The 25,778-nt window shown below is 63.5% G+C and carries 25 protein-coding genes, 1 tRNA gene and 2 pseudogenes; 10 read left to right on the top strand and 18 right to left on the bottom strand.

Annotation, left to right across the window (positions count from 1 at the left end; genetic code table 11):
• Window positions 1-243, top strand: a complete 243-nt coding sequence (locus tag NKH19_RS20910) for a sulfurtransferase TusA family protein (protein ID WP_352870724.1) — start codon at window positions 1-3, stop codon at window positions 241-243.
• Between the two features lie 3 nt (window positions 244-246).
• Here NKH19_RS20910 and NKH19_RS20905 read toward each other — a convergent pair whose 3' ends face one another.
• Entirely contained in the window at window positions 247-1,377 is a 1,131-nt protein-coding gene (locus tag NKH19_RS20905; RefSeq protein ID WP_352870723.1) for a CobW family GTP-binding protein, read from the bottom strand.
• A gap of 88 nt (window positions 1,378-1,465) precedes the next feature.
• Window positions 1,466-2,629: a D-alanyl-D-alanine carboxypeptidase family protein gene (locus NKH19_RS20900; RefSeq protein WP_352870722.1), complete on the bottom strand. Its 1,164-nt coding sequence runs from the start codon at window positions 2,627-2,629 to the stop codon at window positions 1,466-1,468.
• A 216-nt stretch (window positions 2,630-2,845) separates the two neighbouring features.
• Between NKH19_RS20900 and NKH19_RS20895 the strand changes: the two genes are divergently transcribed.
• The 3 genes from NKH19_RS20895 to NKH19_RS20885 all read left to right on the top strand — a co-directional run bounded on the left by NKH19_RS20895 (window position 2,846) and on the right by NKH19_RS20885 (window position 4,916).
• Window positions 2,846-4,009 carry a M20 aminoacylase family protein gene (locus NKH19_RS20895; protein WP_352870721.1) on the top strand — a complete coding sequence of 388 codons (1,164 nt, stop codon included), beginning with the start codon at window positions 2,846-2,848 and terminating at the stop codon, window positions 4,007-4,009.
• 85 nt (window positions 4,010-4,094) lie between these two features.
• Window positions 4,095-4,171, top strand: a tRNA-Arg gene (locus NKH19_RS20890).
• A gap of 133 nt (window positions 4,172-4,304) precedes the next feature.
• Entirely contained in the window at window positions 4,305-4,916 is a 612-nt protein-coding gene (locus NKH19_RS20885; RefSeq protein ID WP_352870720.1) for a cytochrome b, read from the top strand.
• Here NKH19_RS20885 and NKH19_RS20880 read toward each other — a convergent pair.
• The 3 genes from NKH19_RS20880 to NKH19_RS20870 form a co-directional block, all read right to left on the bottom strand.
• On the bottom strand, window positions 4,899-5,333 hold the full coding sequence (locus NKH19_RS20880; protein WP_352870719.1) for a YqaA family protein: 435 nt from the start codon (window positions 5,331-5,333) through the stop codon (window positions 4,899-4,901). The two genes, NKH19_RS20885 and NKH19_RS20880, sit on opposite strands and share 18 nt — an antisense overlap.
• 6 nt (window positions 5,334-5,339) lie before the next feature.
• The gene (locus tag NKH19_RS20875) at window positions 5,340-6,848 is read right to left on the bottom strand and encodes a multicopper oxidase family protein (protein ID WP_352870718.1); all 1,509 of its coding nucleotides are present in this window, start codon (window positions 6,846-6,848) and stop codon (window positions 5,340-5,342) included.
• Window positions 6,849-7,062: 214 nt separating this feature from the next.
• Entirely contained in the window at window positions 7,063-7,416 is a 354-nt protein-coding gene (locus NKH19_RS20870; protein WP_352870717.1) for a cupin domain-containing protein, read from the bottom strand.
• 158 nt (window positions 7,417-7,574) lie between these two features.
• Here NKH19_RS20870 and NKH19_RS20865 point away from each other — a divergent pair.
• Window positions 7,575-7,997, top strand: a pseudogene (locus NKH19_RS20865) (carbohydrate kinase); the annotation flags it as partial.
• Window positions 7,993-8,661, top strand: a pseudogene (locus NKH19_RS20860) (TIGR01459 family HAD-type hydrolase); the annotation flags it as partial. The pseudogenes NKH19_RS20865 and NKH19_RS20860, both read left to right, overlap by 5 nt.
• On the opposite strand, the gene NKH19_RS20855 reads toward NKH19_RS20860, so the two are convergent.
• Entirely contained in the window at window positions 8,648-9,658 is a 1,011-nt protein-coding gene (locus NKH19_RS20855) for a sugar-binding transcriptional regulator (RefSeq protein ID WP_352870716.1), read from the bottom strand. The pseudogene NKH19_RS20860 and the gene NKH19_RS20855 sit on opposite strands and share 14 nt — an antisense overlap.
• Before the next feature lie 158 nt (window positions 9,659-9,816).
• On the opposite strand from NKH19_RS20855, the gene NKH19_RS20850 reads away from it, so the two are divergent.
• On the top strand, window positions 9,817-10,617 hold the full coding sequence (locus tag NKH19_RS20850; protein ID WP_352870715.1) for a hypothetical protein: 801 nt from the start codon (window positions 9,817-9,819) through the stop codon (window positions 10,615-10,617).
• Window positions 10,618-10,632: 15 nt separating this feature from the next.
• Here NKH19_RS20850 and ptsP read toward each other — a convergent pair whose 3' ends face one another.
• The 5 genes from ptsP to NKH19_RS20825 are packed head-to-tail and all read right to left on the bottom strand — an operon-like array spanning window position 10,633 to window position 15,352.
• Complete coding sequence (ptsP, locus tag NKH19_RS20845) at window positions 10,633-12,612, bottom strand: phosphoenolpyruvate--protein phosphotransferase (protein WP_352870714.1); 1,980 nt, start codon at window positions 12,610-12,612, stop codon at window positions 10,633-10,635.
• A 57-nt stretch (window positions 12,613-12,669) separates the two neighbouring features.
• Window positions 12,670-13,050: a PTS glucitol/sorbitol transporter subunit IIA gene (locus tag NKH19_RS20840; RefSeq protein WP_352870713.1), complete on the bottom strand. Its 381-nt coding sequence runs from the start codon at window positions 13,048-13,050 to the stop codon at window positions 12,670-12,672.
• 27 nt (window positions 13,051-13,077) lie between these two features.
• Window positions 13,078-14,076 (bottom strand): PTS glucitol/sorbitol transporter subunit IIB, encoded by a 999-nt coding sequence (srlE, locus tag NKH19_RS20835; protein WP_352870712.1) that lies wholly within the window; start codon window positions 14,074-14,076, stop codon window positions 13,078-13,080.
• Window positions 14,077-14,092: 16 nt separating this feature from the next.
• The gene (gene srlA, locus NKH19_RS20830) at window positions 14,093-14,854 is read right to left on the bottom strand and encodes a PTS glucitol/sorbitol transporter subunit IIC (protein WP_352870710.1); all 762 of its coding nucleotides are present in this window, start codon (window positions 14,852-14,854) and stop codon (window positions 14,093-14,095) included.
• Between the two features lie 60 nt (window positions 14,855-14,914).
• Window positions 14,915-15,352, bottom strand: a complete 438-nt coding sequence (locus NKH19_RS20825) for a transcriptional regulator GutM (protein WP_352870709.1) — start codon at window positions 15,350-15,352, stop codon at window positions 14,915-14,917.
• Between the two features lie 195 nt (window positions 15,353-15,547).
• Between NKH19_RS20825 and NKH19_RS20820 the strand changes: the two genes are divergently transcribed.
• Both NKH19_RS20820 and NKH19_RS20815 read left to right on the top strand, forming a co-directional pair.
• Entirely contained in the window at window positions 15,548-16,189 is a 642-nt protein-coding gene (locus NKH19_RS20820) for a hypothetical protein (RefSeq protein ID WP_352870708.1), read from the top strand.
• Window positions 16,190-16,280: 91 nt separating this feature from the next.
• Window positions 16,281-16,955 (top strand): HAD family hydrolase, encoded by a 675-nt coding sequence (locus tag NKH19_RS20815; RefSeq protein ID WP_352870707.1) that lies wholly within the window; start codon window positions 16,281-16,283, stop codon window positions 16,953-16,955.
• A 4-nt stretch (window positions 16,956-16,959) separates the two neighbouring features.
• On the opposite strand, the gene NKH19_RS20810 is transcribed toward NKH19_RS20815, so the two are convergent.
• The 6 genes from NKH19_RS20810 to NKH19_RS20785 form a co-directional block, all read right to left on the bottom strand.
• Complete coding sequence (locus tag NKH19_RS20810) at window positions 16,960-18,123, bottom strand: DUF930 domain-containing protein (protein WP_352870706.1); 1,164 nt, start codon at window positions 18,121-18,123, stop codon at window positions 16,960-16,962.
• Window positions 18,124-18,286: 163 nt separating this feature from the next.
• Window positions 18,287-19,045, bottom strand: a complete 759-nt coding sequence (locus NKH19_RS20805) for a 5'/3'-nucleotidase SurE (protein WP_352870705.1) — start codon at window positions 19,043-19,045, stop codon at window positions 18,287-18,289.
• A complete protein-coding gene (locus NKH19_RS20800; RefSeq protein WP_352870754.1) occupies window positions 19,042-20,208 on the bottom strand; it encodes an MBL fold metallo-hydrolase in 1,167 nt (388 codons plus the stop codon). Before NKH19_RS20800 ends, NKH19_RS20805 begins: the two co-directional genes overlap by 4 nt.
• Window positions 20,208-21,287 carry an ABC transporter ATP-binding protein gene (locus NKH19_RS20795; RefSeq protein ID WP_352870704.1) on the bottom strand — a complete coding sequence of 360 codons (1,080 nt, stop codon included), beginning with the start codon at window positions 21,285-21,287 and terminating at the stop codon, window positions 20,208-20,210. The genes NKH19_RS20800 and NKH19_RS20795 overlap by 1 nt, the downstream gene beginning before the upstream one ends.
• Window positions 21,275-22,888 carry an ABC transporter permease gene (locus NKH19_RS20790; protein ID WP_352982746.1) on the bottom strand — a complete coding sequence of 538 codons (1,614 nt, stop codon included), beginning with the start codon at window positions 22,886-22,888 and terminating at the stop codon, window positions 21,275-21,277. Before NKH19_RS20790 ends, NKH19_RS20795 begins: the two co-directional genes overlap by 13 nt.
• 183 nt (window positions 22,889-23,071) lie before the next feature.
• Window positions 23,072-24,058 carry an ABC transporter substrate-binding protein gene (locus NKH19_RS20785; RefSeq protein ID WP_352870702.1) on the bottom strand — a complete coding sequence of 329 codons (987 nt, stop codon included), beginning with the start codon at window positions 24,056-24,058 and terminating at the stop codon, window positions 23,072-23,074.
• Window positions 24,059-24,320: 262 nt separating this feature from the next.
• Between NKH19_RS20785 and NKH19_RS20780 the strand changes: the two genes are divergently transcribed.
• Window positions 24,321-25,292, top strand: coding sequence for a sugar-binding transcriptional regulator (locus NKH19_RS20780; RefSeq protein ID WP_352870701.1), 972 nt, complete (start codon window positions 24,321-24,323; stop codon window positions 25,290-25,292).
• Between the two features lie 30 nt (window positions 25,293-25,322).
• Here NKH19_RS20780 and NKH19_RS20775 read toward each other — a convergent pair whose 3' ends face one another.
• Window positions 25,323-25,691 (bottom strand): hypothetical protein, encoded by a 369-nt coding sequence (locus NKH19_RS20775; protein ID WP_352870700.1) that lies wholly within the window; start codon window positions 25,689-25,691, stop codon window positions 25,323-25,325.
• Between the last annotated feature and the right edge of the window lie 87 nt (window positions 25,692-25,778).

Raw genomic sequence — 25,778 nt, 5'->3', positions numbered from 1 at the left:
GTGGCTGATCGCGCCGTTGTCTATGACCTCAAAGGACTGAACTGCCCCCTGCCCGTGCTCAAGGCGAAGAAGCGCCTTGCCGGCATGCAACCGGGCAGCCGGTTGTGGTTAGAGACCACCGACCCGCTCGCCGTCATCGACATTCCGGCATTCTGTTCCGACAGCGGCCACCAGTTGATTGAAACGGCGGCAATGTCCGGTGGTCATCGCTTCCTGGTCGAGCGCGGAAAACAGCAATCGTAGAGTTCAACGTCCGGCAATCGCCAGCGGATTGTTTTCCAGCGCCGCGCGGTCGGGCGTATCGATTGACGGCCGGTTGGTGAAGGCGGCGAACAGCCGGCGGATATAATCCTCCGGCATGTCGAGCGTGATCAGCACCAGCCGCGTGCCGCGCTGGCCATCCGGCCAGGCCGGCAGTTGCACCGGCGGATGCAGGATTTTTTGCACACCATGGATCACCAGCGGCCGCGACGGGTCTTCGCTGAGTTCGATGACGCCCTTCATCCGCAGCAGGCGCTCGCCATGCGTCGAACGCAGCAGGTCGAGAAACATCTCGATGGCTGAAAACGGCACCGGGCCGTCATGCACCAGCGAATAGGAGCGCACACGCGAATCGTGCCGATGGCCGTGGTCATGGCCATGTTCGTGATCATGCCCATCATGATGATCGTGGTCGTGATGATGATGGTGGTGGTGATCGTGCGCTGCTTCCTCGCCAAGCCAGCGCCGCACATCAGCGGATTTGGTGGCGGGATTGTAAAGGCCGCAGTCGAACAGCGCCGCCACTCCTGTTCCGGTGTCGGCGGCATCGAACAGTTCGGCGCCCGGATTGATGTGCCGCAGGCGCGCGCGCAGCGTTTCCAATTCGCGGGGGTCGCTGAGCAGATCGGCCTTGCTGAGCACGATACGGTCGGCAACGGCAACCTGCTTGACCGCCTCGACATGGGCATCGAGCGTGGCATTGCCGTTGACCGCATCGACCAGCGTGATGACGCCGTCGAGCCGGAAAGCCTGGACCAGCGCGGGATGCGCCATGATCGACTGCAGCACAGGCGCCGGATCGGCCAGCCCGGTGGTCTCGACGATGACCCTGGCAAGACGGGCGATGCGGCCGGTCTGCAGCCGGTCGACCAGATCGGCCAGCGTATCGACCAGTTCGCCGCGCACCGTGCAGCACAGGCAACCGTCGGAAAGTTGGATGATGCCGTCGGAAGACTGCTCGACCAGCAAATGGTCGATCGCCACCTCGCCGAACTCGTTGATGATGACCGCCGTGTCGGCCAGCGCCGGATCCTTCAACAGCCGGTTGAGCAGCGTCGTCTTGCCGGCTCCGAGGAAACCGGTCAGCACCGAGACGGGGATCGGGAAGCCGCTCATTGATCTCTATCTGCCTGTTTGAGCATGTCTTTTCCGAAAAACGGTATCAAAGTTTCGCTGTCGCGGACCTTCGGTTCGGCATCAGGCTTTAGTTCGCAACCTTGACCGGCTGGTCGCCCTGCGCGGCGGAGCCGGCAATCTTCGGGCCCGCGCCGGTCGGCGCCGGTCTGTCGGGCCGCCAACTCGGAATAGGCACGTCGGCGTATTCCTGGCCGCCCTGGTCGAGAATAGCTTTCGGCGCTGGACCCGTGGCGCCGCCAAGGCCGACGGCAACCAGCGTCGGCACATGGTCGAGCTTTTTCTGATAGGGCGATTTCGGCACGTTCTTGGCAACAACCGGCGGCGCTTCGGATTGTTCCTGCGGCGCCTTCCTCTTGCAGACCTCGTCCTGCATGTCGTTGGGCGAGACCGTGTCGCCATAGGGCGCCAGCGTGGTGACGGTGGCCGACCCAGCGGCAGACGTGTCAAAACCCTGGTCGAGCAGTCTCGCGGCGGCCTCGGCACGGGTGACCGCCGATTTCTCGCCAAGCACCACCGCGACCAGCGTGCGCCCGTTGCGGGTCGCCGAACCGATCATGTTGAAGCCGGAGGGGCAGACAAAGCCGGTCTTCATGCCATCGGCGCCGGGATAACGGCCGATCAAAAGATTGTAGTTCGCGATCGCCTTCTTGCCGACGGCAAGCCCTTCTATCGAAAACCAAGACGCATATTGTGGGAACTCGCGCCGGATCGCCATCACCAGGACGGCAAGGTCGCGCGCCGTCGTGTACTGGTCCGGCGAATAGAGCCCATTCGGATTGACGAAATGCGTGCCGTTCATGCCGAGCCGGGTGGCTTCGGCGTTCATCCGTTCGGCAAAGGCTGCCTGCGAACCGCCGACATTCTCGCCGACGGCCATGGCGATGTCGTTGGCCGATTTGACCAGCATCATCTTCAGCGCGTTGTCGAGCCGCATCACCGAGCCCGGCTTGAAGCCCATCTTGCTTGGCGGCTCGGAAGCAGAATGTTTCGTCACCTTGATCGGCGAATCAAGCTGGACCTCGCCGGCCGCGATCGCCCGAAAGGTCACATAAGCAGTCATCAGCTTGGTCAACGACGCCGGATACCAGCGCTTGAATGCATCCTGATGCTGCAGGATCTGGCCGCTGCCGAGGTCGAAAACAACCACCGGATTGGCCCGCGCAGGCCCGGCCAGGACCGACAGCGCGATTGTGCCAGCCGAAAATAGCTTGAGGAAATGCCTGTGCCGCATGATCAAATCCGAAATCGCCTCTTGCCGTAGTCGCCCCTGGCTCCGTAAGATTTCGTTACGCGGTCGCCAGCATGATAGGTCCGACCCTCAAAAACCGGACCGCATCGATGCGGTGCTATTTACCCTATGTGACGCCAAGATGGCAAAGTGCCTGGCGATCACAATTGCAAGGCAGCGGCCAACACCCGCCTGTCCCAACAGCGAGATGGAACCATCATGCCAATCCTGAACCGTGCCGCCGAAATGCAGGACGAAGTTGCCGGCTGGCGCCGGCATCTGCACCAGACGCCAGAATTGAACTTCGACGTCTTCAAGACCGCTGCCTTCGTCACCGAAAAGCTGAAGGCCTTCGGCTGCGACGATGTGGTCACCGGCCTTGGCAAGACCGGCGTGGTCGGCATCATCCGCGGCCGCCAGGGCCAAGGCCCCACCATCGGCCTGCGCGCCGACATGGACGCGCTGCCGCTCAACGAGATCACCGGCAAGTCCTACGCCTCGACCATTCCCGGCAAGATGCATGCCTGCGGCCATGACGGCCACACGGCAATGCTTTTGGGTGCCGCGAAATATCTCGCCGAGACGCGCAACTTCACAGGTTCGGTGGCGGTGATCTTCCAGCCGGCCGAGGAAGGTGGCGGCGGCGGCAACGAGATGGTCAAGGACGGCATGATGGACCGTTTCGACATCTCAAAAGTGTTCGGCATGCACAACATGCCAGGCCTGCCTGTCGGGCAATTCGCCATTCGCCCGGGCCCGATCATGGCCGCCACCGCCGAATTCACCATCACCGTGCGCGGCAAGGGCGGCCACGCGGCGATGCCGCACGGCACGATCGACCCGATCGTCATCACCAGCCAGCTGGTCGGCGCCTTGCAGACGATCGCCTCACGCAGCACCGACCCGGTCGAGGCGGTGGTGGTGTCGGTGACTAAATTCCATGCGGGTGACGCCTACAACATCATCCCGGAAACCGCCGAAATCGCCGGCACCGTGCGCACCTTGCGCAAGGAAATCGCCAAGAAGTCCGAAGAGCGCATCCGCACCATTTGCGACGGGCTGGCGACCGCGTTCGGCGCCAAGATCGAGGTCGATTATCAGGCAAATTACCCAGTGACCTTCAACCACGCGGAAGAGACGGTGTTTGCCGGCGACGTCGCGATCGGTGTCGCCGGCGACGCCCATGTCCACCGCGGCATCCAGCCGGTGATGGGCGGAGAGGATTTCTCCTATATGCTGGAAGCCCGCCCTGGCGCCTTCATCTTCATCGGCAATGGCGACACCGCCGGTCTCCACCACCCGGCCTACGACTTCAACGACGAGGTCATCCCGCACGGCATGAGCTACTGGGTGAAACTGGCGGAAACGGCGCTAGCGGCCTGACGCCTACCGCGCGGAGAGCTGGCCGAATTGCGTTCGGCCGGCCTCTTGGCGAAACGATCCGAAGCGGCTATGTGTCTGCCCGCGTGGTCCCGTAGCTCAGTAGGATAGAGCGGCAGATTCCTAATCTGTAGGTCACAGGTTCGATTCCTGTCGGGATCACCATGCTTTTCAATGGCTTAGTGAAGAACCGCCATATTTTTTGCGAAACTAGGCCCGTTGGAGAGGGTGAAGCCATCACGCCCTCATGCGCGCATTTGACAATCGTCGGGCCTCGGATGTGAGAGAGAACCCTCGCTTGCGCTGGCATTTTGGCATTCGTATTCTGCATTGGCTAACCGTGATCGCGCTCGCGGCGCAGATAGCCATTGCCTTCGGGCCGATGAACGGGCCGGGTATGGCGACGATGAACTGGCTTCCGCTCCATATGTCGATCGGCGTGACGATCCTTGCCATCATTGTCCTCAGGCTTTGCTGGCGCGTCCTCACCCAGGCTCCTGCCGGGCAAACTTCACAGCCCGTACGATTTGCGACTTCATTCTTCCACGTGCTTCTCTACGTCACGATTCTCGCCGTCCTGATAACGGGATGGCTGGGCTACCGGCCAATGCCTTTCATGCCTCCCGCACGGCTTTTCGGATACTTGCCTGTCCCGCCGGCGCCATCCGTCGGAGCGGCAAGGGCTTTCGCGTTCATCCACGCAAAGCTGGTCTGGATACTGCTTGGATTCGTCGGCATTCACATCCTGGCTGCGTTTGTGCATTTCGTGCTGCTTCGCGATGATGTCATGTACACCATGCTCTTTGGACGTTCGGACATCGTTTCGCGCAAAGAGGACATCGCTTCGCGCAAAGAGAAAGCGCAGCTTGCTGTCGACGATGACGCCGGCAGCTCACGCAATCGCCCATAATCCTCCCGCAATGACAGCCGCGTATCGCGCCGCCTTGCCCAAGGCGACGAGAACAACGAACACGCCGAGATTCACCCGTGCCGCGCCTGCCGCGATGGTGAAAGCATCTCCGATTACCGGAAGCCACGCAAACAGCAGCGTCCATTTGCCAAATCGTCGGAAAGTCCGGCTTGCCTGCTCATAACGATCGGGAGTGACCGGAAACCAGGGTCTGAGCCGGAGCGTATCGACGCCACGCCCCACAATCCAGTTCACCACGGAGCCGAGCGTGTTACCAATCGTGGCGACTGTCAGAAGCAGCGCCGGATCACCACGACCCGATGCGATAAGGCCGGCGAGGACCACCTCCGACGAGACCGGCAGGATGGTTGCGGCGAGGAACGCGCTGATGAACAGCGCGCCATAGAGCGTCACCACGCCGGACTATGCCCGCATGTCTACAACGCCCATCATGCCCAGCTGCTCATGCTCGAGGATGTGGCAGTGATACATTCTCGGCCCCGGCCGATCCTGCCGCAACAGCAGCCGCACCGTCTCTCCGCGTGCGACGTTGACGGTGTCTTTCCAGGCGCGATAGGCCGGCTTTGATATCTTGCCGCCGCGCTCGTGCTCGACCACCTGGAACTGCGTCCCATGCACATGGAATGGATGATCCATGTCCGCCTTGTTGACGATCTCCCAGAGTTCGACCTGTCCAGCTTTGCCGACGACGTCGACGCGGTTCATGTCGAAAGCGACGCCGTTGATCAGGAACCCCATCTCCATGCCGGTGGCATTCATGGTCATGGTCTCGGTGAAGACGAAGCGACGGCTGACGCCAGGAATGCCGAGGGCCGCGATTGGCCGCAGCCTGTCGGGCAGTGGCGGGACCGGCTCGGCCGGCGTCTCCGAAACATTGACCGTAAAGAGCGTCAGGCCGGCATCGGCGGGACGTCCAGGACCCATCCAGCCGCGATCGTAGTCGAGCGTGTACAGCGTGACGGGGCCAGGCTTCTCGAAGGAGACAATCAGTTCAAGCCGTTCCGCCGGGCTAAGCAGGATGTCGTCGGCTGCCACTGGCGCCTCCAGCAGACCGCCGTCCGTTCCGATGATCGTCATGGCCGCACCGTCGAAGGAGAGCCGCAAGAAGCGCGCGTTGGTCGCGTTGTAAAACCGGAAGCGCCGCTTCGTGCCGAAAGGGACCGTCAGCACCGGATTCTTCTGCCCGTTGACCAGCACATGGTCGCCGACGCGCCCATTCATCAGGTCGGTCATCGTATTGTCCGGCATCGTGCCATCGGCTGCGAGGCGTAGATCCGTGAACACCAGCACGGTGTCGCCGTAAGCGGCCGGGATCGGATCGGCCTTCGGCTTGACCACGAACGCGCCGGCAAGGCCGCGATAGACCTGCTCGGCCGTCTTGCCGTGCGGATGCGGGTGATACCAGTAGGAACCGGCGCTGCCTTCCGGCAGGTCGAAGCTGTAAGTGCGATCGGTGCCCGTTGCGACCGGGTCCATCGGATTGCCGTCCTGGTCGGCTGGTACCGGCATGCCGTGCCAATGAATGGTGCTCGCCTCGTCCGCAATCCGGTTGGCGAAGGTAATCTCGACCCGGTCGCCCTCGACCGCCTCGATGAGCGGCCCGGGGGAGATACCGTTATAGCCGAGGATCGGCGTGTCCAGCCCTTCTAAAAAACGCACCGTGGTGGACCCAGCCGTCAGCCTCGCCTTGAACAGGCCGGGCGTGCTGGCTTCGTTGGCGAGGCGGGACAAGTCGCGAAGGGCTTCTCCTTCCGGCAGCACGGCTGAGCCTTGCGGCGCGGCGCCCATATCGTGGCCTGCGTGGCCGCCCATATCCACGTCAGGCATGTCGTCCATCTTCATCTGGGCGACGGCACGCTCGCTCACGAGAACCATCGCAAGACCTGCCGCCAGAAAACCGCGTCGATGCATCTGCCGTCTCCCCGATCAGTCCTGGAATGCCAAGGATGATCCTAAGAAGAAGACTGCCAATACCCGGTCAGGTCAATGCGGCGTTTAGGCCATCTGATCGGCCCAGCATCATGGCCATTGGAAGCTCGTCGGTGATCGAGCAGCCTGCGCAACCATTGCGCCAAAGACCCGCCATGGGCACCGACCGTCAGCGGCTGACGCGAACAGGACCGTCTCAGCCGACCCTGACGACAAAATGCTTCGTCACCGGCTCGATGATCTTCCAGGTTCCCTTGAAATCGGCTTCCACGACGAAGGCGTCGCCGGGGCCCACTTCGACCGGCGTGCCGCCGTCGGGGGTGATGATGATGCGGCCGGCGATCATGTGCACGAACTCGTAGTCGGTGTAGGTCGCGTGATAGGTGCCGGGCGTCGCCTGCCAGGTCCCCGACAACACCTTGCCGTCCTCGGTCGTGTGCTGCACGGCGGTTTTCATGGTCGGCTTGCCCTCGACCACTACCCAGCCGGCCAGATCGCCGGCTTCCGCGTTTTCGACGGCGCCGAATTTGAGGATCGTGCTGCGTGTCATGTCCTTGGCTCCGTCTATGCGTTGTGGGCGTTATTTGCCTGGACGGTCAGATATCCGATGCACCTGCCGCGGGCAATGCCGCCGGCAGTGCCAGGCGCCCGCGCATCCGGTTTGGGCCTAGGGTTTGTGCCGGGCCGAAACCAGCTCGGCCTTGCGCCCTCACCGCGGCCGCCTCGGAGCTGTTCGGCCTGCCGCGCGATGTGGCCGTTGTCGCCGGCACCACGGACGGCTGCGCCTCGTTCCTGGCGACCGATGCTGCGGCCATCGGCGACGGCGTCACGGCGCTGGGATCCTCGCTGACCATCAAGATCCTGTCCGACAAGCCGATTTCGGCGCTTCGCTTCGGCATCTACAGCCATCGGCTCGGCAATGCCTGGCTGGCGGGCGGCGCGTCGAATTCGGGCGGCAAGGTGCTGGCCCAGCATTTTACGCTCGCGCGTATCATCGAACTCAGCGCGGCAATCGACCCGGGGACCACGACCGGCCTCGACTACTACCCGCTCAGCGCCGCTGGCGAGCGCTTCCCGATCGCCGATCCGGCGTTGCCGCCACGCCTCCTGCCCCGGCCAGCGGCGCAAGCGGGCGCAGCCCAATGAAAGCCGGCTCATAAAACTTGGCTTCGAACCGCGAAGCTGGGACCATTTTGTCTCCTTCGGAGAGGTGGCGTGGCGATCCTTTCATGACATGGCGGCATCGGGAAGGCTGCGCCCGGGGACAAAATGCCTGCTGATCAGCCGCGACGACGACCGCACGGCCATCGAGGGCCTGCCTTTTATACTGACCGAGGCCGGCGAAGACGCCGAACTGGTGCTGCTCTCGGCCAGCGGGGGCGACCGCTACGATCTCGACCATTACCGCCGGCTGCTTGGCCCGGCAGCGGCGCGGCGCGTGCCATGCTTCTGCACCAACCCCGACAGGATCATGCTGACGGCGGTCGGCCCCCGCTTCGGCGCCGGCGAGATCGCCGATCTCTACGAAAGCCTTGGCGGCAACGTCATCCGCATCGGCAAGCCCTACAGGGCGATTTTCGACGTGGCCCTGACGCTGGTCGGCGACCCGGAGCGCCGTGGCGTGGTCTGCGTCGGCGACAGCGTCGAGCACGACATATCGGGGGGAAAAAGCGCCGGAATCGCCACCGCGCTGGTGCTAAGTGGAATACTGGCGGACACTTCAGATCTCGCCGCCGTTTTCGACGAACAGCAGGCCTGGCCGGACTATATCACCGAAAGCTTCAGCTTCCGGTGACCGCTTCCAGCATGCGCCGCGCGCTTTCCTCGTCGGTGATCAGGATCGTCGGTGCGATCAGGGTCATGGCGCCGAGCAGCGCCTCGGTCTTCTCCGCACCGCCGGAGGTGAGGATGCGGATCGGCGCCTTGCGCAGACGGTCGACATCCACCGACATCACGTGGCTGTTGACGGGATGGTCGACCAGATCGCCATTGAGGTCGAAGAAATGGAACAGAAGGTCGCCAACGGCGCCACGCGCAAGCAGGGCCTCCCGATCCGCTTCCTTGAGAAAGCCGCCGCGAGAGAAGGTGGTGGCCGAGGCGATGCCGCCGACGCTCAGCAGAACGGCATCGAGCACGTTGGCCATTTCAAAAACCTCCTGCAGGCCGCATCGCTCGACCAGCGCGATCTTGGTCTCGACGCTGTCGACGACGGCCGGCGTCGGGATCAGATAGCCGTCGCCCTGGAAGATTTGGGCGAAGCGCCAGGCGAACTCCGCCGGGTTGTAGCGCCGCACGACGCCGACGCCGCCAAGCAGAGAAATGACCTTGAAGTCGGTGAGCGACTTGGCGCTGATGAAGGGCAGGCTCGAGAACAGCGTCCGGCCCCAGCCCACGCCGACCCGCATGCCGGATTTCATCGTGTCGGACAGGAAACTGCCGGTCTTGGCGCTGATTGCCGGCAACGGATCGGCGTCGGGCGTGGAAAGCGGCGCCACCAGCGCCTGCTGCAGCCCGAACGTCTTTTCCAGCGCGCGCTCCAGCCGCACGATTTCGGACAACTCGCTTTCGATGCTGATCTTAACCTCGTTGCGCGCGCGGGCGTCCGCCAGCATGCGTACGATGGTGACGCGGCCGACGCCAAGCACATCGGCGATCTCGTTCTGCGTCATCTGCTCGACGAAATACATCCAGGCGGCGCGGATCCTCAGGCGATCCGTCCGGCTTTCGCTGGCGACCTGCTCGGTTGCCTCGCCTCGGCCGTTTTCGCTTTCGCCCTGTCGTCGCCTGCCCACGCTTGTCTCTCCCCCTGCGGCAATGGACGAGCGCGCCGTCGCCGATTCTGCATGCTGGTCTAGTATCGCCTATTGATCTACCAATCGATAGGAACAATGTAGAGGTGATGGCCGCCACCTGTTGGCGGCCATCCGCAGCAATTTCGAGGCGATCCGCGATGCTCCGACAAATCTCCGAAGATGTCCGCGTCAATCTGAAAGACCGGCTGCGGGAAGTCCGCGACGTGATCCGCCAGAGCCGCCATGACGGCAGCGGCGACGCCAGTGTCCTGCGCGAAGCAACCAGCCATCTGCCGTCGTTTCCGGGCAAGGGCATCGAAGGCCTGCTCAGCCATGCCGCGAGTGCCGTCGATGAAGCGCTGTCGATCGCTGAATCCTTCGTCCCGCATGAGCGCCCGATAGAGGTGGACGGCACGACGGTAAAAGGCCTCGGCACCTATTTTCCGGTCGGCAATGAGGATCGCCAGCTGAGCGCGGAGCGCCTGTTCCGGCGCGATATGTACTATCTGACCAAGGCAGTGCTTGCCGGCCTGAACATCGACAATGCCCGCATCCACGAAGCCGATTTCGCGGCCGTCCATGCAACGATGCGCAAGCGGCATGGCGACCTTTTGGCCGCATTGGCCGCGCCGGGCGCCGGACTGCAGGCGATCGCGGCCATTTGTTCGGCGTTGCTGGTCGAGTGCCTCAACCAGCGTCCCGTTCGCTTTGCCGAGACCGCGCCGGAAACGCCGGCGGTGGGCGGCCAAGCGCTCGACATAAGCTGCCTGGCGCCGCTCGCTTTGGCTTGCGGCCTGGCCACCACCGGCAGGGACGGTTCGCCGGAGCCGGATATGCTGGAGATCGCGATCCTGGCAGCCGATATCCGCCACGACCGCATCGTTCAGGCCTGCGCCAGGGCGAACCCGATCAGTGAATTGACACCGGTTTTCGCCACCTTGCTTGCCCATTTGCCGTAATTATCGAGACCTCGGCTAGCCTTCCGCCGCCATCGCCATGATCGTTTTCTTGGCGCGCTGGATCGAGGCCGGGCTCATCGAGAGTTCGGTCAGCCCCATCCTCACGAAGGTCGCAATGAGATCGGGGCGGCCGGCCGCCTCACCGCACATGCCGACCATGATGCCGGCGGCGACGCCGGCTTTGGCCGTCATGTCGATCGCCGACATGACGGCCGGATTGGTGACATCGTTGAGCTTCGCCACGGTCGGGTTGAGCCGGTCGGCGGCCATGATGTACTGGGTGAGGTCATTGGTGCCGATCGAGAAGAAAGCGACCTCCCTGGCCAAAGCCGGGGCGATCAGCACGGCGGCCGGGGTTTCGATCATCACGCCGAGATCGAACGTCGCATGTGGCACGCCTTCGGCTTTCAGTTCGGCGGCGCATTCATCGACCAGAAGCCGCGTCTGCCTGACCTCACCAATATCGGACACCATCGGCAGCATCACCTTGATGTTGCCGTGGACGGCCGCCCGCAGCAGCGCCCGCAGCTGGCGCTTGAAGATGTCGGGCCGGTCGAGGCACATGCGGATGCCGCGCCAGCCGAGGAAGGGGTTTTCCTCATCGGGAAATTCGATGCCGGCAATCGGCTTGTCGCCGCCAATGTCGAGCGTCCGCACGATAACCGGATACGGCGCAAAAGCCTTGGCCAGCGCCGCGTAGGTTTCCGCCTGCATGTCTTCCGAGGGCAGGTGCATGTGGCGCATGAACAGAAGCTCGGTGCGGAACAGGCCGACGCCCATGGCGCCGGCCTCCAGCGCCGCCTCGATTTCCTCCAGCGAGCCGATATTGGCCGCGACTTCGATGATCCTGCCGTCGGCGAGCTTCGGCGTCACCGTCTTGAAGACGGTCAGCCCGGCGCGCTCCCTTGCCGCCGCTTCGACGCGGCCGGCGAAGTCGGCGCGGGTCGCCTCGTCGGGGTCGATGATCACATGGCCGGCATTGCCGTCGAGCGCGACTTCTCGCGCCGTGCGCAAGGCATTGACCTGATCGCCGAGGCCGAGCACCGCCGGAATGCCGTGCGAGCGGGCGATAATGGCGATGTGCGAGGTCGCGCCGCCATGGCCGCAGACCACGCCGCCGATGCGCTTCAGCGGCGCGCGCGCCAGATCCCAGGCGCCGATGTCGTCGGCAATCAGGATAGCCCCTTCGGGGATGTTTTCGAGGCTGACATCGTCCTGCCCCAGCAGCACCAGGCAGATCTGCCGGCCGACCGCCTGGACGTCGTCCGCCCGCGCGTTGAGATAGTGATCGTCGACAGCGCCGAAATCGGCGGCGATGGTGGAAGCTGCTGTGATGACAGCCGAAATCGCATCGTTGCCGCCCTTGATCAAGGTCTCGGCCTCGCCGGTCAGGCTGTCGTCGGCGGCGATGTCACGAAGCGCGGCGACGATGCCGCGGTCTCCAGCCGACAGGCTGTCCTGCGCCAACGCATGGTCCATGCGCGCCTGGACGGCGCCAACGGCGGCGCGGAACCTGTCGATCTCGCCGGCAATCTCCTCCGCCTGCAACATGCGGCCTTGTCCGGCAATATCGGGCGGGAAATGCGCAAAGGCCGGTCCGATGGCAAATCCTTCGCTTGCGGCTACACCACGCAAGCCGGTTGCTCGACCAAGCGTCGCCGGCACGGATTCGGGCGCTGGCGCGGGTGCCATTTCCTGCCCATTCGCCGGGCTCTGCGACTCAGCTTCATCATCCAGGCCCGCTCTCGGATTTTCCAGATAGCCGATCAGCGCCTCGATCGCCTCGATGGCGTCGGCGCCGTTCGCCCGCACAGTGACTTCCTGGTTCTCCTTGACCGCCAGCAGCATGAGCTTGACCGAACTCTTGGCGCTGACCGCCTTGCCGTCCTTGACCAACTCGACATCGGATTCGAAACCCTTGGCGAGCTTGACGAACCGCGTCGCGGGACGGGCGTGCAAACCTTCATGCACTCTGACGATGGTCGAGCGTTCCATGGCAAATACTCTGCTTTTCTTGGCGCCACCGCCAGACGGGTGACGGCTCGGATACTGTCAGGCGGCGATGGTGATGATCGTGCCGGTCTTCAGGGCGGCCACGAGCGCTTCCGGATCGACCGGCGATGCGCAGATTTCCCCTGGCCTCTCGGCCTCGGCGGCGCCGTTGAACGAGATGACGACATGGCCCATTTCAACCACCTTGCTCCAGGCGCTGGCGCCGATCGCCGTTATGGCAGCTGAAACCGGGCCGAGGGTGATCGACGCGCCCTTTTGAGGCGCGCCGTCGCTGGGTCCGTGCTCCGTCTTGTGGAGCACGGAAACCTCTGCAAGTTCCGGCGGCGAGCCATCCGCAAACAGTATGACCACGCCCGCTTCGGCGAGGTCCGCCACTTCGGGGCCGATGGCGGTGACCCGTGTTCTCAGAAGAACCGTCATATGGCGAACCTCATTTTGTACCTGTCTCTAGAACACGATCAGGCTGACGACCCAGGCGATCAGCACCGAGACCGGGCCCATGATCTGGCGGCTGATGAGCACCGCCGGAACCCCGATTTCGATCGTCTTCGGTTTGGCTTCACCGAGCGCCAGGCCGACGGGGACGAAGTCGCAGCCCACCTGGGTATTGTAGGCAAACAGCGCCGGCAGCGCCATTGCCGGCGAAATCGTGCCGTTGGCGATCTGCGGGCCGATGATGGCGACACCGATGACCTGCGCGATAACAGCGCCCGGCCCGAGGATGGGCGACAGGAACGGCAGGCCGCAGATCGCCGAGATGATCAGCAGGCCGACGATGTTGTTGGCCAGCGGACCCATCGGCTGTGCCAGCACATCGCCGATACCGGTGTAGAGGATCAGGCCGATGAGCATGGTCACGAAGGCCATGAACGGCAGCACGTTGCGGATGACCTGATCGATGGTGCGGCGGCCGGCGTTGAAGAAGATGCCGACGATACGACCCATGACGCGGCCGATCGTGCTGATGAGGCCGATCAGCCCGCCCTCGCTAGGCAGCGCCGTCGGCGTCGCATTGGTGTTGCTCGAACTCATCGCTGCTGCTCCCCCTGCGGTCGTGACCGTTTCGGATCCGTCCGCCATTGTGATGTTGGCCGGCTTCACGCCCGAAACGTAGATGTCCTCGGTGATGAACTGGGCCAGCGGCCCGGACTGACCGACCGGCGTCAGATTGACGGTCGGGATGCGCTTGCGCGGATAGACGCCGCATCGTGCGGTGCCGCCGCAGTCGACGACGACAACCGCCATCTCGCTTTCGATCGGCGGCGCCCTGAACCCGTCGACGGCTTCGGCACCAGTCATATCGGCGATGAGTTGCGCCACGGGATGAATGCCACCGCCGGTCACCGAAACAACCTTGCTTCGCTGCGCGGTCGGCTCGATGACCAGCGGGCCACCCCAGCCGGTCTTGCCCTGGGAAATCCGTACCGCTTTGTATGTCCTGTCCATGATGTCCTCCCCGCCCTTACAGCTCGACGCCCTGGCGGCGTGCCATGATGGCGGTGATGCGTTCGGTCAGCATGCCCTTGAGCAGGATGATGACGAGACCGACGATGGCGTACCAGATCGCCACCTTGACGTGGTAGCCGGCCACGACGACGCCCTTCTTCTCCAGCTCCAGCAGCGCGACGAGAATGCCGCCCCAGACGAAATATTCGCCGGGATTGATGTGCGGGAACAGGCCGAGCGGCGGGTGCACATAGGACACGGCCGCGTCATAGAAGGCCGGCTTGTGCTTTTCTTCCAGGAACGATCCGAACGTATAGGCCATCGGATTGGTGAGGAAGAACACCGCAAGCAGCGGCAACAGCGTGTAGCGAGTCAGTGCGATCCGGCCGGCGCCGCGCGCCAGGCCATGCACGCGCTCTTCGCCGACCAGTTCGGTGACGGCGTAGAAGGCCGTCATCAGCACCACCAGCGTCGGAATGATGCCGGTGACGAAGCCGGCGAACACCTCGCCGCCCTTCTGGAAGATGCCGATGAAGTACTTGCCGATGGCGGTCAGCCAGCCGAGTTGCTCTTCCTGCTGGACGTCTTTCAGCTTTTCCTTGAACTCATCGACGGTGATGGGTCCGCTGTCCGCTTGCGCCAGGACAACGAGATGGTCGGAGGCATGCTCGACAGCGAGCTTGCCATGCAAAGCAGCATCCGAGACCATGGCACCTGCGACATGCAGATTGTGCACGGCCATGTCGGCATGCTGCGCCAACAACGAAAATACAGACATTTCTCCTCCTTATGCCGCCCGCCGGTTAATCCCAGTCGGTGCGCGGCGTCCTCTCGTCCTCTAGGCCCTTGCTACGTTCAAACCGGACAGACCCGGCTTCTTCCCCGGCTCCGACCGTGTTTTGTCGATCTGTTCGATCGCCCGTTTCACGGCCTCGGCCACACCGGATTCCCCCTCCCCCATGATTGCAGGGTTGGACCGGAGCCGATCGAGGGGAACGCCCTCGAACTCTTCATGTCTTTTGAATTTGGTGAACACGGAACGGCCGCTCATCACCATCAGGCGGCGCACGACCAGATCGGGTGTCACCACGACAAGCGCGATGGTGCCCTTGGCCAATCGACCGCGAAAATTGCCGGCTCCGACGAAGCCATCCTTGTACTGATCGGTGACGCCCCTGAAGACATCCGAATAGTGCCGCATCTGCAGCCAGACGCCGAGCGATTGCAGCGCCCACACGATAACCAGCAGAAGCAGTCCCCACTGCCAAATCGCCATTCGGTTCTCCTCCCGAAGCCTCAGTTGAACCGCACCTTGGACCAGCACGCGACAACAGCAAAGTGAGAACATTTGTTTCCGAGAATGTCAATATGTATGATATTGACCTTATCTGCCATCATCCACAGGAACGCTGACAGATTTCGGCGACGGCGCCATTGTGCTACCCTGGCCGGGAAACAGGATACGAGGAATATGGATCTGCCCTTTAGGGACGAACTGGCCTTAATGCCCGACCTTCGCCATCGGTTGCGGCAGCTGCGCTGGTTCCGCGCCACCTTTCGCGGCAGCGCCAAGGTGGTTTCGGAGACTTTTGGCGTGCGCTTTGAAATCGACGAGGCCAAGCTCACCAGGGCCTTTCTCGACTGGGTCGAGATCATGGAGGCGCAGAAGCGCTTCGCCGCGATCGACCGCGCCGACTTCATCGTCTTTGCCGCCGGCCTCGTGCTGCGCGAGCTGATCAAACAGGCGCCGGCCAGGGAAATCTCCGGCCTCACTCAGCTGATCGAGACGGAAACGAATGCCGGCACGCTGGAAATCGTCCGCTTCTGGCCGGAGGGTTTCCTCTACACCAACTACTGCGTCTCGGTGATTTCGGCGATCCACGAGCAGGAATTCGGCACGGCACCCAGCATCGACAAATGCGCCGACGACCTGCGCACCTGGTGGTCTTATCGCGAGAACGTGACCGAGGTGCCGGCGTATGCGGTGGCTTTCCTCGACCGCTTCCTCGGCGCCGAGCCGAACTGGATAACGCCGGATCGAGCGCAGTCCCGGCAAGCCATGCAACGGGCGCTCGGGACTTCCCGTGCGAGCGATGCGCTGCGCCAGCTTTGAGCCCGTCGGCTTGTGGCCCAAACACCCGCGCTATTGAACATTTGATTTTTTGCCGATAGCGATGTGCGGAATTGACTCGATGGAGAAGCGCGTGGCGCGACCAAGGCCTATTATTTTCGATTGCGACGGCGTTCTCGTCGACAGCGAACCGCTGGCCGCCAGGGCCTATGAGCGCGTCTATGAAAAGCACGGCATGCCCGGCGTCCATGGCGGCATTATCGCCCAATGCGTCGGCATGAAGCAGTCCGACATCATCGCCAAGATCAAGGATTTGACCGGCCACCAGTTTCCGGCGGCGGCGGATGACGATATCTGGGCCGAGACCAAGGTGGTGTTTTCGCAGGAATTGAAACCGACACCGGGCATCACCGCGTTTCTGCGGACTCTTGCCGGCGACCGCTGCGTTGCCTCGTCATCCTCCGTCGAGCGCATCAACCACAGCCTGGCCGTTACGGGACTGGCGCGATTTTTCGGCGATGCGATCTACAGCTCCTCGATGGTCAAGAACGGCAAGCCCGCGCCGGACATTTTCCTGTTCGCCGCCGACAAGATGGGCGCCAACCCCGCCGACTGCATCGTCATCGAGGATTCGCCCTTCGGCATCCAGGGCGCCGTCGCCGCCGGGATGACGGCGATCGGCTACACCGGGGGTGGTCATACCTACGCCGAACATGGCGCACGGCTGATGGCGGCGGGTGCCGATTTCGTCTGCGTCGACTGGCATGAAGTTAGCCGGCAATTGGCTGGACTCGGTGTTCCTGCCTGATCTGCTAGCGAACAGGCAGTCCAAGACGGACCCAATCGCCAGGCGGGATCACTGGCCCGACACGGAAATTGAAAGACAAGACCCTCGTCGCATCGCTGTCGACCTCGCATCGAAAGCCCAGATGATACCAGGTGGTTGTCGTGCGGAAGGCTACATCGGGGGCGTCGAGGATGTTGCCAGCCTTCAGCGGAACACTTGGGATCAACTCGGGAAAATAGGAGGCATCCAGCAATTGCTGCTGCAACGCGCTGGCGCAAAGTTTGGCTGCCCGCTTGCCGCGAGGCACTCCGGCCATCGAGCTTGTGGCCGACGCGTCGCCGGTCGCGCCCTGTGAGTAGAGCTTGCGGACGCCCGGAAGGTCCGAATAGCGCCGCGATGCAGCGGCTACGTCCGTGGAACTTGGCCTCCTAGCGCTCTCGCTTGCGGACTTCGAGACCTTTGAAGGCTCGGGCTTTGGCGCATTTGCAGGCCTGGGCTTCGGCGCTTCGGCTGATGTGGGAAGCTCGATTGTGGGAAGCTCGGCCTCACTGTCGCTACCGGCCGTAGCCAATGGCGTTGGTGCCTCGGCCGTTTGCTTGTTTGCGTCGTGCGCGTCTTGTTGGACTGCCTGCTGTTTGTCTACGTCCTGGGCTGAAGCTGCCTGTTTCTCCTGCGTGGGCTCGGCCTGCTTGGCTGCGGTTGCCGGCTTCTCGCCGACTCTGGTTGAATCTGCCGGCGCGATGGATTTTTCCTCTGCCTGCTTCGGCACGACAGGCTTCGAATCCTCATCCTTGGCCGGCGCGGGCGAATTGTCTTCAGCGCTGGCCCCATCCAGGGATTTCCTGGGGCCGCCATCCTTGTCGCCGAACTGAAAAACGGGCTTCAGGACTTCGATTGGAGGGGGCTTGCGCGCCTGCTTTTCCGACGGAGGCGGTTTTTCAACTTTCTGTTCGGGCGGCTTTTCAACCTTCGGTTCCGGCGGCTTAGGGGGCAACACGGGAGCAGGTCTCGGCTTCGGCTGCTCGGGCGGAGGCACGAGCGCGACATTGACTGGCTGCTCCTCCTGCGGCTGTTCCGGAGGCGTGGGTATGCCATATACCAGGAGCGCCGCGACAAGCGCATGCAGGATCAGCGATGCGGGGATGCCCCACAACAGATTCCGACGCCGTTCTCCTGTCTCGCCCTTCATCCTGACCGATGTGGAATGAAATAGCGGCGGCTTCAAGCATAAGCACTGGATTGGCGCAATTTGGCCCCTGAGAGGTTGGTGATCTGGATCACCACGCGCAGGGCCTTGCTATCGAGGCGCGACTCAACAAGCGGCCGCCCGTCCGATTTCATCAGACCTGGGATCAGCTAGCTTGCTGCGGGCCCAGGACCCCGTTCAGAAGCCCCTGGTCCAGCCGCGTTTCTCCAAACCAGTTCAGCCGGTTGATGCTGATGAAGCCTGCATCGATCGCCGCGTTTTCGTCGCCCGGCTGGCTGGCATGGTCGCGGCCGCGCGGAATGGTGATGACCGTGCGATTACCATCGCTCTCCATGATCTCGGCCTTGCGGGCGATCTTGTCGCGGCCGATGCGCGGCTGCCTGACTTCGGCCGGCAGCGAAGTCGGCAGGTTGATGCTCAACCAATGGCCATCCGTCGCCCAGTCGGCACGCGACCGCCACAGTGAGGCGATCAGTGTGCCCAGCCACTGGTCATCGGCATCGGTGAAGTGAGGGTTCTTCACGCGAGAGAAGCCTATGGCAGGCAAGCCCCAGAAGGTCGCCTCTCGCGCAATCCCAAGCGTGCCGGAATAGGCGAGATCCTCGGCGACGTTGCGGCCGTCATTGACGCCCGCCAGCACCAGGTCCGGCTTCCGCGCATCGGCAAACAGCCACGTCATTGCGCTCACCACGCAGTCGGCGGGCGTGCCGGAACAGGAATACCAGCCCGGCCTCACGCGCTGCATGGTCAAGGGCCGAGCGATCGTCAGCGACGAACCGGCGGCGGTGCGCTTGCCATCGGGCGCGACCACCCACACATCGTCGCTCAACAAGCCGGCGGCCTTGACGAGACGGGCAAGCCCCGGGGCTTCGATGCCGTCATCGTTGCAGATCAGAATTCTCATGGTTTTCTTGCCTCCGGCACCGTGATGCGCTGGCCGGTGCGGCATTGCGTGCGCAGCGGCGGGATGTGGCTTTTGAGATCATCGAGAAGATCGGCGGCGCAGGAATGACCGAGCGCCATAGGGCGCCCCGCTCTTTCCCAGATTTCGACATTGCCCGACAGCGTCGGATGGGTGGGCATGCGCACCCAGTCCGCCCGACCGGCCTTGTGCAACAGATCGCCCGGCGAGCCGGACGGCAGATGCCCGGTGAGCAGCACTGGAAAACCGGCCTGGTCGGCGCGCGGCAGCAGCCGCGACGAGGGTCCGGCCTCACCCATGCCGTCATCGGCAAGCAACGGCAGCGACGGCAGGGGATCGGCATCGGTCCAGTCGGCTGCATCCTGCAATCGGCGAAGCAAGAACTCCGAGACACCTGGCAGCAGGGATGCGGTGGCGCCGATCTGCGCTTCCAGTGACGAACGCATGCCGGCATGGATGGCAAACGGTCCCGGCAAGGCCGCGATCAATTCGAGCGACCGGCCCGACAGCGGCGTCGGCAAAAGACACCCCTGCGGATGCTTCGCAACCCACTGCGAAATCTCGCGCGCCCGCGCCGCGCCCGGCACTGGATCGGCGCCGTAGGAGGCGTCGAGGACAAGAAGGTCGCATTGCGGGATCGTGTCCATGACGAAGACATTGCTGTCCGGCACCACGTCGGCGGAATAGGCAACGCGGCTTTCGCCATCATCGACGGCAAACCAGACGCCGCCAACGACATGCCCTGACCGTCCAGTCCTGATGGAGAGATTGCCGCTCTCCAGCGTATCGCCGGGCTCGAAAAGCTCGACGCGATCTTTTGGAAAGGGGAACTGCTTAAGATCATTGGGGTCCGCGTAGCCGGCAAGTGCGGCCGGAGCCTCGTCGCGGGTCTCGGCCGTCATGAAGATCGGGCCGACATAGCCGCGCGACAACAGCCAGCTCAGCGCGCCGATATGGTCCTCATGGGCATGCGACACGAGCAGCGCGTCGATGTCGGCGATCGACCCGTTCAGCGCCGGATAATATTCTGCTCCGGAAGCGCCGACCTTGATGCCGATGTCGAGCAGGATGCGATCGTTTCCGCTGCTGACAGCAAGACTGGTGCGGCCCTTTTCCCCAAAGCCACCGAACAGATCGAGCATCATCATGATACCGCCCCCACCGCCGGGATCAGCCAGCCGGATCGTATCCGCAGGCGCGCCTGGGCTCCGCTCTCCAGCACGACCGGGTCGGGCTGTTCGAAATGCAAGATGAGGTCGGGGCTGGCGAAAGGCGTGAATTCGATGCGCGCCGAGCCGCCCTGGTAGATCACTCGCTTGACCAAGCCGTCGAAACCGGGGCCGTCCGGCGACACGTCGAGATCGGCTGACCGGCAGCAGATCCTTGCGCCAGCGCGCGGCCGCTCGCCAAGCCGGCAGCGGACAACCAGCTCAGCGCCGAGAACCCGGACCTTGCAGTGACCTGCCTGCTCCGCGCCGAGCACATCGGCGGGCAGCAAAATACCTTGCGAAATGAAGGACGCCACCATTTCATTTGCCGGCTCATGATAGAGTTCGCGCGGCGTCGCCAGCTGGGCAAGGCGCCCGCCATCCATCACCGCGATGCGGTTGGCCAGAGCCATCGCCTCGGCCTGATCATGGGTGATGTAGACGATGGTCGTGCCGGTGCGCTTGTGGAAGGACGCGAACTCGTCCTCCATAGAGGCCCTCAGATGCACGTCGAGATTGGCGAGCGGCTCGTCGAACAGCACCAGCGAGGGCGCGGCGACAAGGCAGCGCGCCAACGCCACGCGCTGGCGCTGGCCGCCCGAGAGATTGGCCGGCCGGCGGTCGCCCAGCCCTTGCAGGTTGACCAGCGCCAGCGCATCGGCAACCTTCCGGCGTGCGACAGCCCTATCGAGCTTCGCCACCTTCAGCGAATAGCCGATGTTTTCTGCCACCGTCATGTGCGGCCACAGCGCATAGTTCTGGAAGACGATGCCGACCCGCCGCTTCTCCGGCGCGACACTGCCGCCCTTGCCCGACACGACCTCGCTGCCGATGCGGATTTCGCCTGATGTCACTTTCTCGAATCCGGCGACCAGCCGCAGCAACGTCGTCTTGCCGCAGCCGGAGGGCCCGAGCACCGCCAGGAACTCGCCGTCGGCGACATCGATCGACACATCCTTCACCGCATCGAAATTGGCGAAGCTCTTGGTCACATTGTCCAGGCTCAATCGCGCCATGGCAGCACTCCGCTGGGAAGGTAGGGGGCAAGCAGATTGGTCACCAGCATCAGCATGAAGGTGACCGCCACCGTGATGACCGACATCGCCGCCGCGTAGTTGGAATCGCCGCCCTGCTCGAAGGAAAACATCACGACGCCGATCGTCTCCGAGCCCGACGACCACAGCAGCGCCGACACGGTAAGCTCGCTGAGCGCGGTCATGAAGATCAGCAGGCCGCCGGCGATCGCCGCGGGTGCGACGAGCGGAAAGATGATCGTGCGCATGCGCGTGAACAGCCCGGCGCCCGCCACTTGCGCAGCCTCCTCCAATGCCCGGTCGATCTGATGATAGCCGCTGATGATTGGCCGCAGCGCCAGCACCAGGAAGCGGGCGAGGTAGGCATAGAGGATGATCCAGACCGTGTTGTAGAGCTGGATGCCGGTCAGCGGGATCGGCCGCAGGAACAGCAGCAGCGAGGCGATCGCCAGCACCACGCCCGGCAAGGCATAGGGCAATTCGACCGAAAGGTTGAGCAACCGCACCCAGCGCTGCTTGCCCCAGGCGATCAGATAGCCGATCGGCACGGCGACGATGACCGCGAAGAAGGCAGCCGCGATCGATAGCCAGAAGCTGTTGAAGAAGGCGCGATTGGCCGCGTCATGCTCGAACAGCACGAAACGATAATTGTCGAGCGTTATCGTCTTGGCGGTGAGCGCAATTCCGTAGCCCGGCACCAGCGACGTCAGCGCTAGCCCGAACAGCGGCAGGACCAGCACCAGGACGACCAGCAGCCACATGCCGGCCTGGACGGCGGGCCGCCACCGGCCGAGTTCATAGGGCTCGGCCGCCAGCGATGTCGAGCTGATGCGATAGTCGCGGCGGCGGCTCATGACCTCCTGGGCCAGAATACCCGCCATGGCGATGACGCCGATCAGCACCGACAGGAATGCGGTTTCGCCCAGCACGGCGGGGCCGCCGCCGGCCAATTTTTGATAAATCAGCGTTGGCAGCACGAGATAGTTGGCGGGAATGCCAAGGAAGGCCGGGATACCGAAATTGCCGACGCAGGACACGAAGGCGAGTGCCGCTGCCGCCATGATCGACGGCGTCATCAGCGGCAGCACGATGGTGATCAGCACGGTGAACCAGCCGGCGCCGCCCGCCCGCGCCGCCTCGACCAGTTCGCGCGGCAGCTTGCGCAGGCCGGCACGCACCAGGAGGAAGACCAGCGGGCCGTACTGCACGCCGAGCAGCAGGACAATGCCTGATGTGGAATAGAGCGGATTTTTGGTACCGAGCGGCGGTGCCGCGCCGAAGAGTTTGAGGAACGGGCTCGCCGGGCCGAACAGTTGCAGCCAGGCCAGCGCCGTCACCTGTGGTGCGATCATCAAGGGCATGACGTAGCAGAGCACCAGGGCACCGCGGCGACGGATATCGGTCAGCGTGATGAGGAGGGCCACCAGCGTTCCAGACAGCACCGCCAGCAGGGTGCCGCCGACGCCGACTACCAGCGTGTGCCAGGTCGCGATCCAGGTCGCTGGGCTGGCGAGCCCCGCCTTTATCGCGGCGGCCGACAGTGTGCCGCCGGGTGCGACGATCTCCTTGATGAGGCGCAGCATCGGCAGCAGCGACAGCAGGACGATGACGATGGCTACCGCCGCCGTCAGGGGCCATTTCCTGGCCACGGCTTTCCCTGATCCGTGTTGACATGATTGCTTTTCCTGGGGATCGATCGGCCGATGCGCTCGGGTCTCGCCCGTCAGGGATGCCGTTGTGACGGCATCCCGCCGGGATTTGCCGGCTCAGCCGCCGAACAGTTCCGAGAACTTCGCCTTGTCGGCGACGGTCTTGGTGACGATTGCCTTGGTGTCGAACGGCATCACCTTGATCTTGACGCCTTCCGGCAGCCATTCGGGGCGGCCGACCGAGGCGCGCGCCGGCAGATAGCCCATGGACAGTGCGAGCTTCTGGCCGTCGTCGGAAAGAATGAAGTCGACGAACTTCTTGGCGCCGTCGACATTCTTGGCGGTCTTCATGATGGCGACCGGTTCGGTCACCGCCGGCACGCCTTCGCTGGGGAACACGAACTCGACCGGCGAACCCTTCTTCTTGGCATTCATCGCCATGAAGTCGACCAGGATGCCATAGGGCTTCTCGCCTGATGCCACCGACTTCAGCACGGCGCCATTGCCGCGCACGCTGACGGTATTGTTGGCCTTCAGCTTCTGGAAGAAATCCCAGCCATAATTGCTGTCGCCGACGAAGCCCGAAAGCAAGTAGGCGGCCGCACCCGAATAAAGCGGGCTCGGCATGACCAGGCCATCGGCATAGACGGGCTTGGTGAGGTCGGCCCAATGCTCCGGCTTTTCAGCGGCCGCTGTGTTGTAGACGATGCCGGTGGTGATCAGCTTGCTGCCGAAATAGGTCTTGTCGGCGTCATAGGCATCCGGCTCGATGCCATCAAGCTCTGCCTCTGGATAGGGCAGCAGCCGGTCGTCCTTCTTCAACAGCTCCATGCTGACCGCATCGGCGATCAGAAGCACATCGGGCTGCGGGCTGCCGGCGGCGAACTCCGCCGCCATCTTGGTGAGGATGTCGCTTGTTCCGGAGCGATAGATGTTCACATCGATACCCGGCTGCGCTTTCTTGAACGCATCTACGGTCTTGGCCGCGTCGGCTTCAGGCTGTGATGTATAAAGCGTCAGTGCTTCGGCGTTTGCCACGCCGGCAAACAAAGTTGCCGCGAGCGCCAGCTGGCTGGCCAGCAGCTTGATGAAGTGCGTCTTCATGAGACCTCCTGTCTTGTCTGTGCATGACCGGTCCGGCCCCTGGCCAGTTCCCCGTCTCTTCCTCCCTGCACGGCGCATATGACTGGTGGATGACACAGCGCATGAAACCCACAAAATATGTTCATATGTACAATGTCAATTACAAATGAACAGGGGTTGTGCGACAATCGACGTGCCGGAAACCGGCATCAGTTGACATCCGGCCGGCGTTTCTCCGAAGAGGGCATCCGGCCATGCCATGGCTCATGAGGGAGGAGGACCGATGCCCCCGGAAAAACCCACACCGGCTCGCCTCCCGATGGTCTCGTCGGATCTCAACGTCAAGACGGCGTGGCTCTACTATGTCGAAGGCTTCACGCAGGAGCAGATCGCCGAAAAGCTCGATGTCTCCAGGGTGAAGGTCATGCGCACACTTGCCGCCTGCACCGCCGAAGGCATCGTCGTCACCATGATCAATGCCCCGACGGCCGAACAGGTCGGGCTCGAGCGCGCGCTTGAGAAGCGCTGGGGTCTCAACGCCGCCGTGGTCATCCCGACGCCTTCGGCCCATGACCATCTTGAAAAGGCGATCGGCCATGCCGTCGCCGCCTACCTCGGCGAGCAGATGCGGGACGGCATGACGCTGGCGATCGGCGGCGGCGCGACGCTGCATGCCAGCCTCGGTTTCCTCGCCCGCCGGCAGCTGAAGCGCGCCTCCGTGGTGGCGCTCGTCGGCAGCCTGCCGCACTCGCAATGGATCAATCCGTCCATCGTCGCCGCCAAGGTCGCCGATGTCTTCGATGTGGACAGCTACCAGATTACCGCGCCGGTGATCGTCGACTATTCCTCGCTGCGCGATCTCCTCTGGGCACAGCCGACCCTGCAGGACGTACGCCAGCGCGCGGCCGCCGCCGACATCGCGCTACTGACGGTGGGCGACATGTCGCCGGATGCCACCATCTTCCGGCACGGCATCGTGCCATCCTCGCTGATCGCCTCGCTGAAAGCGAAGGGCGCGGTCGCCAACATGCTGTGCTATTTCGTCGACGCCAATGGCGCGTTGGTCGACCATGAAGTCAACGGACGTGTCATGGCCATCGATCTCGATGTTGTCGCCCAGGTGCCGAACGTGGTGCTGGCCGCCGGCGGCAAGCGCAAGGTCGCGGCGATCCTCGCCGCGCTGAAAGCCGTCAGCACCAATGTGCTGATCACTGATAGCAATACGGCCACGGCGCTGCTTGCCAAGGGTGGCTGAAACGGCTTCGATCCGACGGGTTTTTACGGGCTATATCAGCCCGCGCTCGCGCAAAAAATCCTCGACGCCGACATGGGTCATGGACTCGAACTCGGCGATCGCCTCGGCCACCCGCTTGCGCTGGGCCGCCAGCAGCGTGAACACCTGCTTCATCTCGCCGGAAACGCCAAAACGGCTCCAGCGCTCTGCGATATGCAGGGGAAGGCCGATGTCGGCGCAGAACGCATCCAGGCTGTCATAGCCGAGGCCGACGACAAGCTGCCTCGTCTCCTCCGCCGACATGCGCGGCTCGAAGGCGTGATCGTGCAGGCGCTGCGCCACCAGCTTGATATCGGACGGCGACGCGCCCATGACCTTGCTGAACAGGGTTTTGACGTCAGATGGGTCGAATGCGGGCATGTTGGCCTCCGTGGATAGCGATCCATCTAGAACATGGGTCAAGGGTCGGCGCCTGACAAGTCGTTTCTGTTTGTGAGCCGGCGCATC

The sequence above is a fragment of the Mesorhizobium sp. M1338 genome (assembly GCF_040318045.1).
Classification (GTDB): domain Bacteria; phylum Pseudomonadota; class Alphaproteobacteria; order Rhizobiales; family Rhizobiaceae; genus Mesorhizobium.
This window is presented reverse-complemented; position numbering and strand designations above follow the sequence as displayed.

Excerpts from the sequence above, each read along its gene's own strand:
- NKH19_RS20905 (WP_352870723.1), bottom strand. The coding sequence starts at position 1,377 with ATGAGCGGCTTCCCGATCCCCGTCTCGGTGCTGACCGGTTTCCTCGGA.
- NKH19_RS20900 (WP_352870722.1), bottom strand. The coding sequence starts at position 2,629 with ATGCGGCACAGGCATTTCCTCAAGCTATTTTCGGCTGGCACAATCGCG.
- NKH19_RS20895 (WP_352870721.1), top strand. The coding sequence starts at position 2,846 with ATGCCAATCCTGAACCGTGCCGCCGAAATGCAGGACGAAGTTGCCGGC.
- NKH19_RS20875 (WP_352870718.1), bottom strand. The coding sequence starts at position 6,848 with ATGCATCGACGCGGTTTTCTGGCGGCAGGTCTTGCGATGGTTCTCGTG.
- NKH19_RS20870 (WP_352870717.1), bottom strand. The coding sequence starts at position 7,416 with ATGACACGCAGCACGATCCTCAAATTCGGCGCCGTCGAAAACGCGGAA.
- NKH19_RS20850 (WP_352870715.1), top strand. The coding sequence starts at position 9,817 with ATGCTCCGACAAATCTCCGAAGATGTCCGCGTCAATCTGAAAGACCGG.
- ptsP (WP_352870714.1), bottom strand. The coding sequence starts at position 12,612 with ATGGAACGCTCGACCATCGTCAGAGTGCATGAAGGTTTGCACGCCCGT.
- NKH19_RS20840 (WP_352870713.1), bottom strand. The coding sequence starts at position 13,050 with ATGACGGTTCTTCTGAGAACACGGGTCACCGCCATCGGCCCCGAAGTG.
- srlE (WP_352870712.1), bottom strand. The coding sequence starts at position 14,076 with ATGGACAGGACATACAAAGCGGTACGGATTTCCCAGGGCAAGACCGGC.
- srlA (WP_352870710.1), bottom strand. The coding sequence starts at position 14,854 with ATGTCTGTATTTTCGTTGTTGGCGCAGCATGCCGACATGGCCGTGCAC.
- NKH19_RS20825 (WP_352870709.1), bottom strand. The coding sequence starts at position 15,352 with ATGGCGATTTGGCAGTGGGGACTGCTTCTGCTGGTTATCGTGTGGGCG.
- NKH19_RS20820 (WP_352870708.1), top strand. The coding sequence starts at position 15,548 with ATGGATCTGCCCTTTAGGGACGAACTGGCCTTAATGCCCGACCTTCGC.
- NKH19_RS20810 (WP_352870706.1), bottom strand. The coding sequence starts at position 18,123 with ATGAAGGGCGAGACAGGAGAACGGCGTCGGAATCTGTTGTGGGGCATC.
- NKH19_RS20805 (WP_352870705.1), bottom strand. The coding sequence starts at position 19,045 with ATGAGAATTCTGATCTGCAACGATGACGGCATCGAAGCCCCGGGGCTT.
- NKH19_RS20800 (WP_352870754.1), bottom strand. The coding sequence starts at position 20,208 with ATGATGCTCGATCTGTTCGGTGGCTTTGGGGAAAAGGGCCGCACCAGT.
- NKH19_RS20795 (WP_352870704.1), bottom strand. The coding sequence starts at position 21,287 with ATGGCGCGATTGAGCCTGGACAATGTGACCAAGAGCTTCGCCAATTTC.
- NKH19_RS20790 (WP_352982746.1), bottom strand. The coding sequence starts at position 22,888 with ATGCTGCGCCTCATCAAGGAGATCGTCGCACCCGGCGGCACACTGTCG.
- NKH19_RS20785 (WP_352870702.1), bottom strand. The coding sequence starts at position 24,058 with ATGAAGACGCACTTCATCAAGCTGCTGGCCAGCCAGCTGGCGCTCGCG.
- NKH19_RS20780 (WP_352870701.1), top strand. The coding sequence starts at position 24,321 with ATGCCCCCGGAAAAACCCACACCGGCTCGCCTCCCGATGGTCTCGTCG.
- NKH19_RS20775 (WP_352870700.1), bottom strand. The coding sequence starts at position 25,691 with ATGCCCGCATTCGACCCATCTGACGTCAAAACCCTGTTCAGCAAGGTC.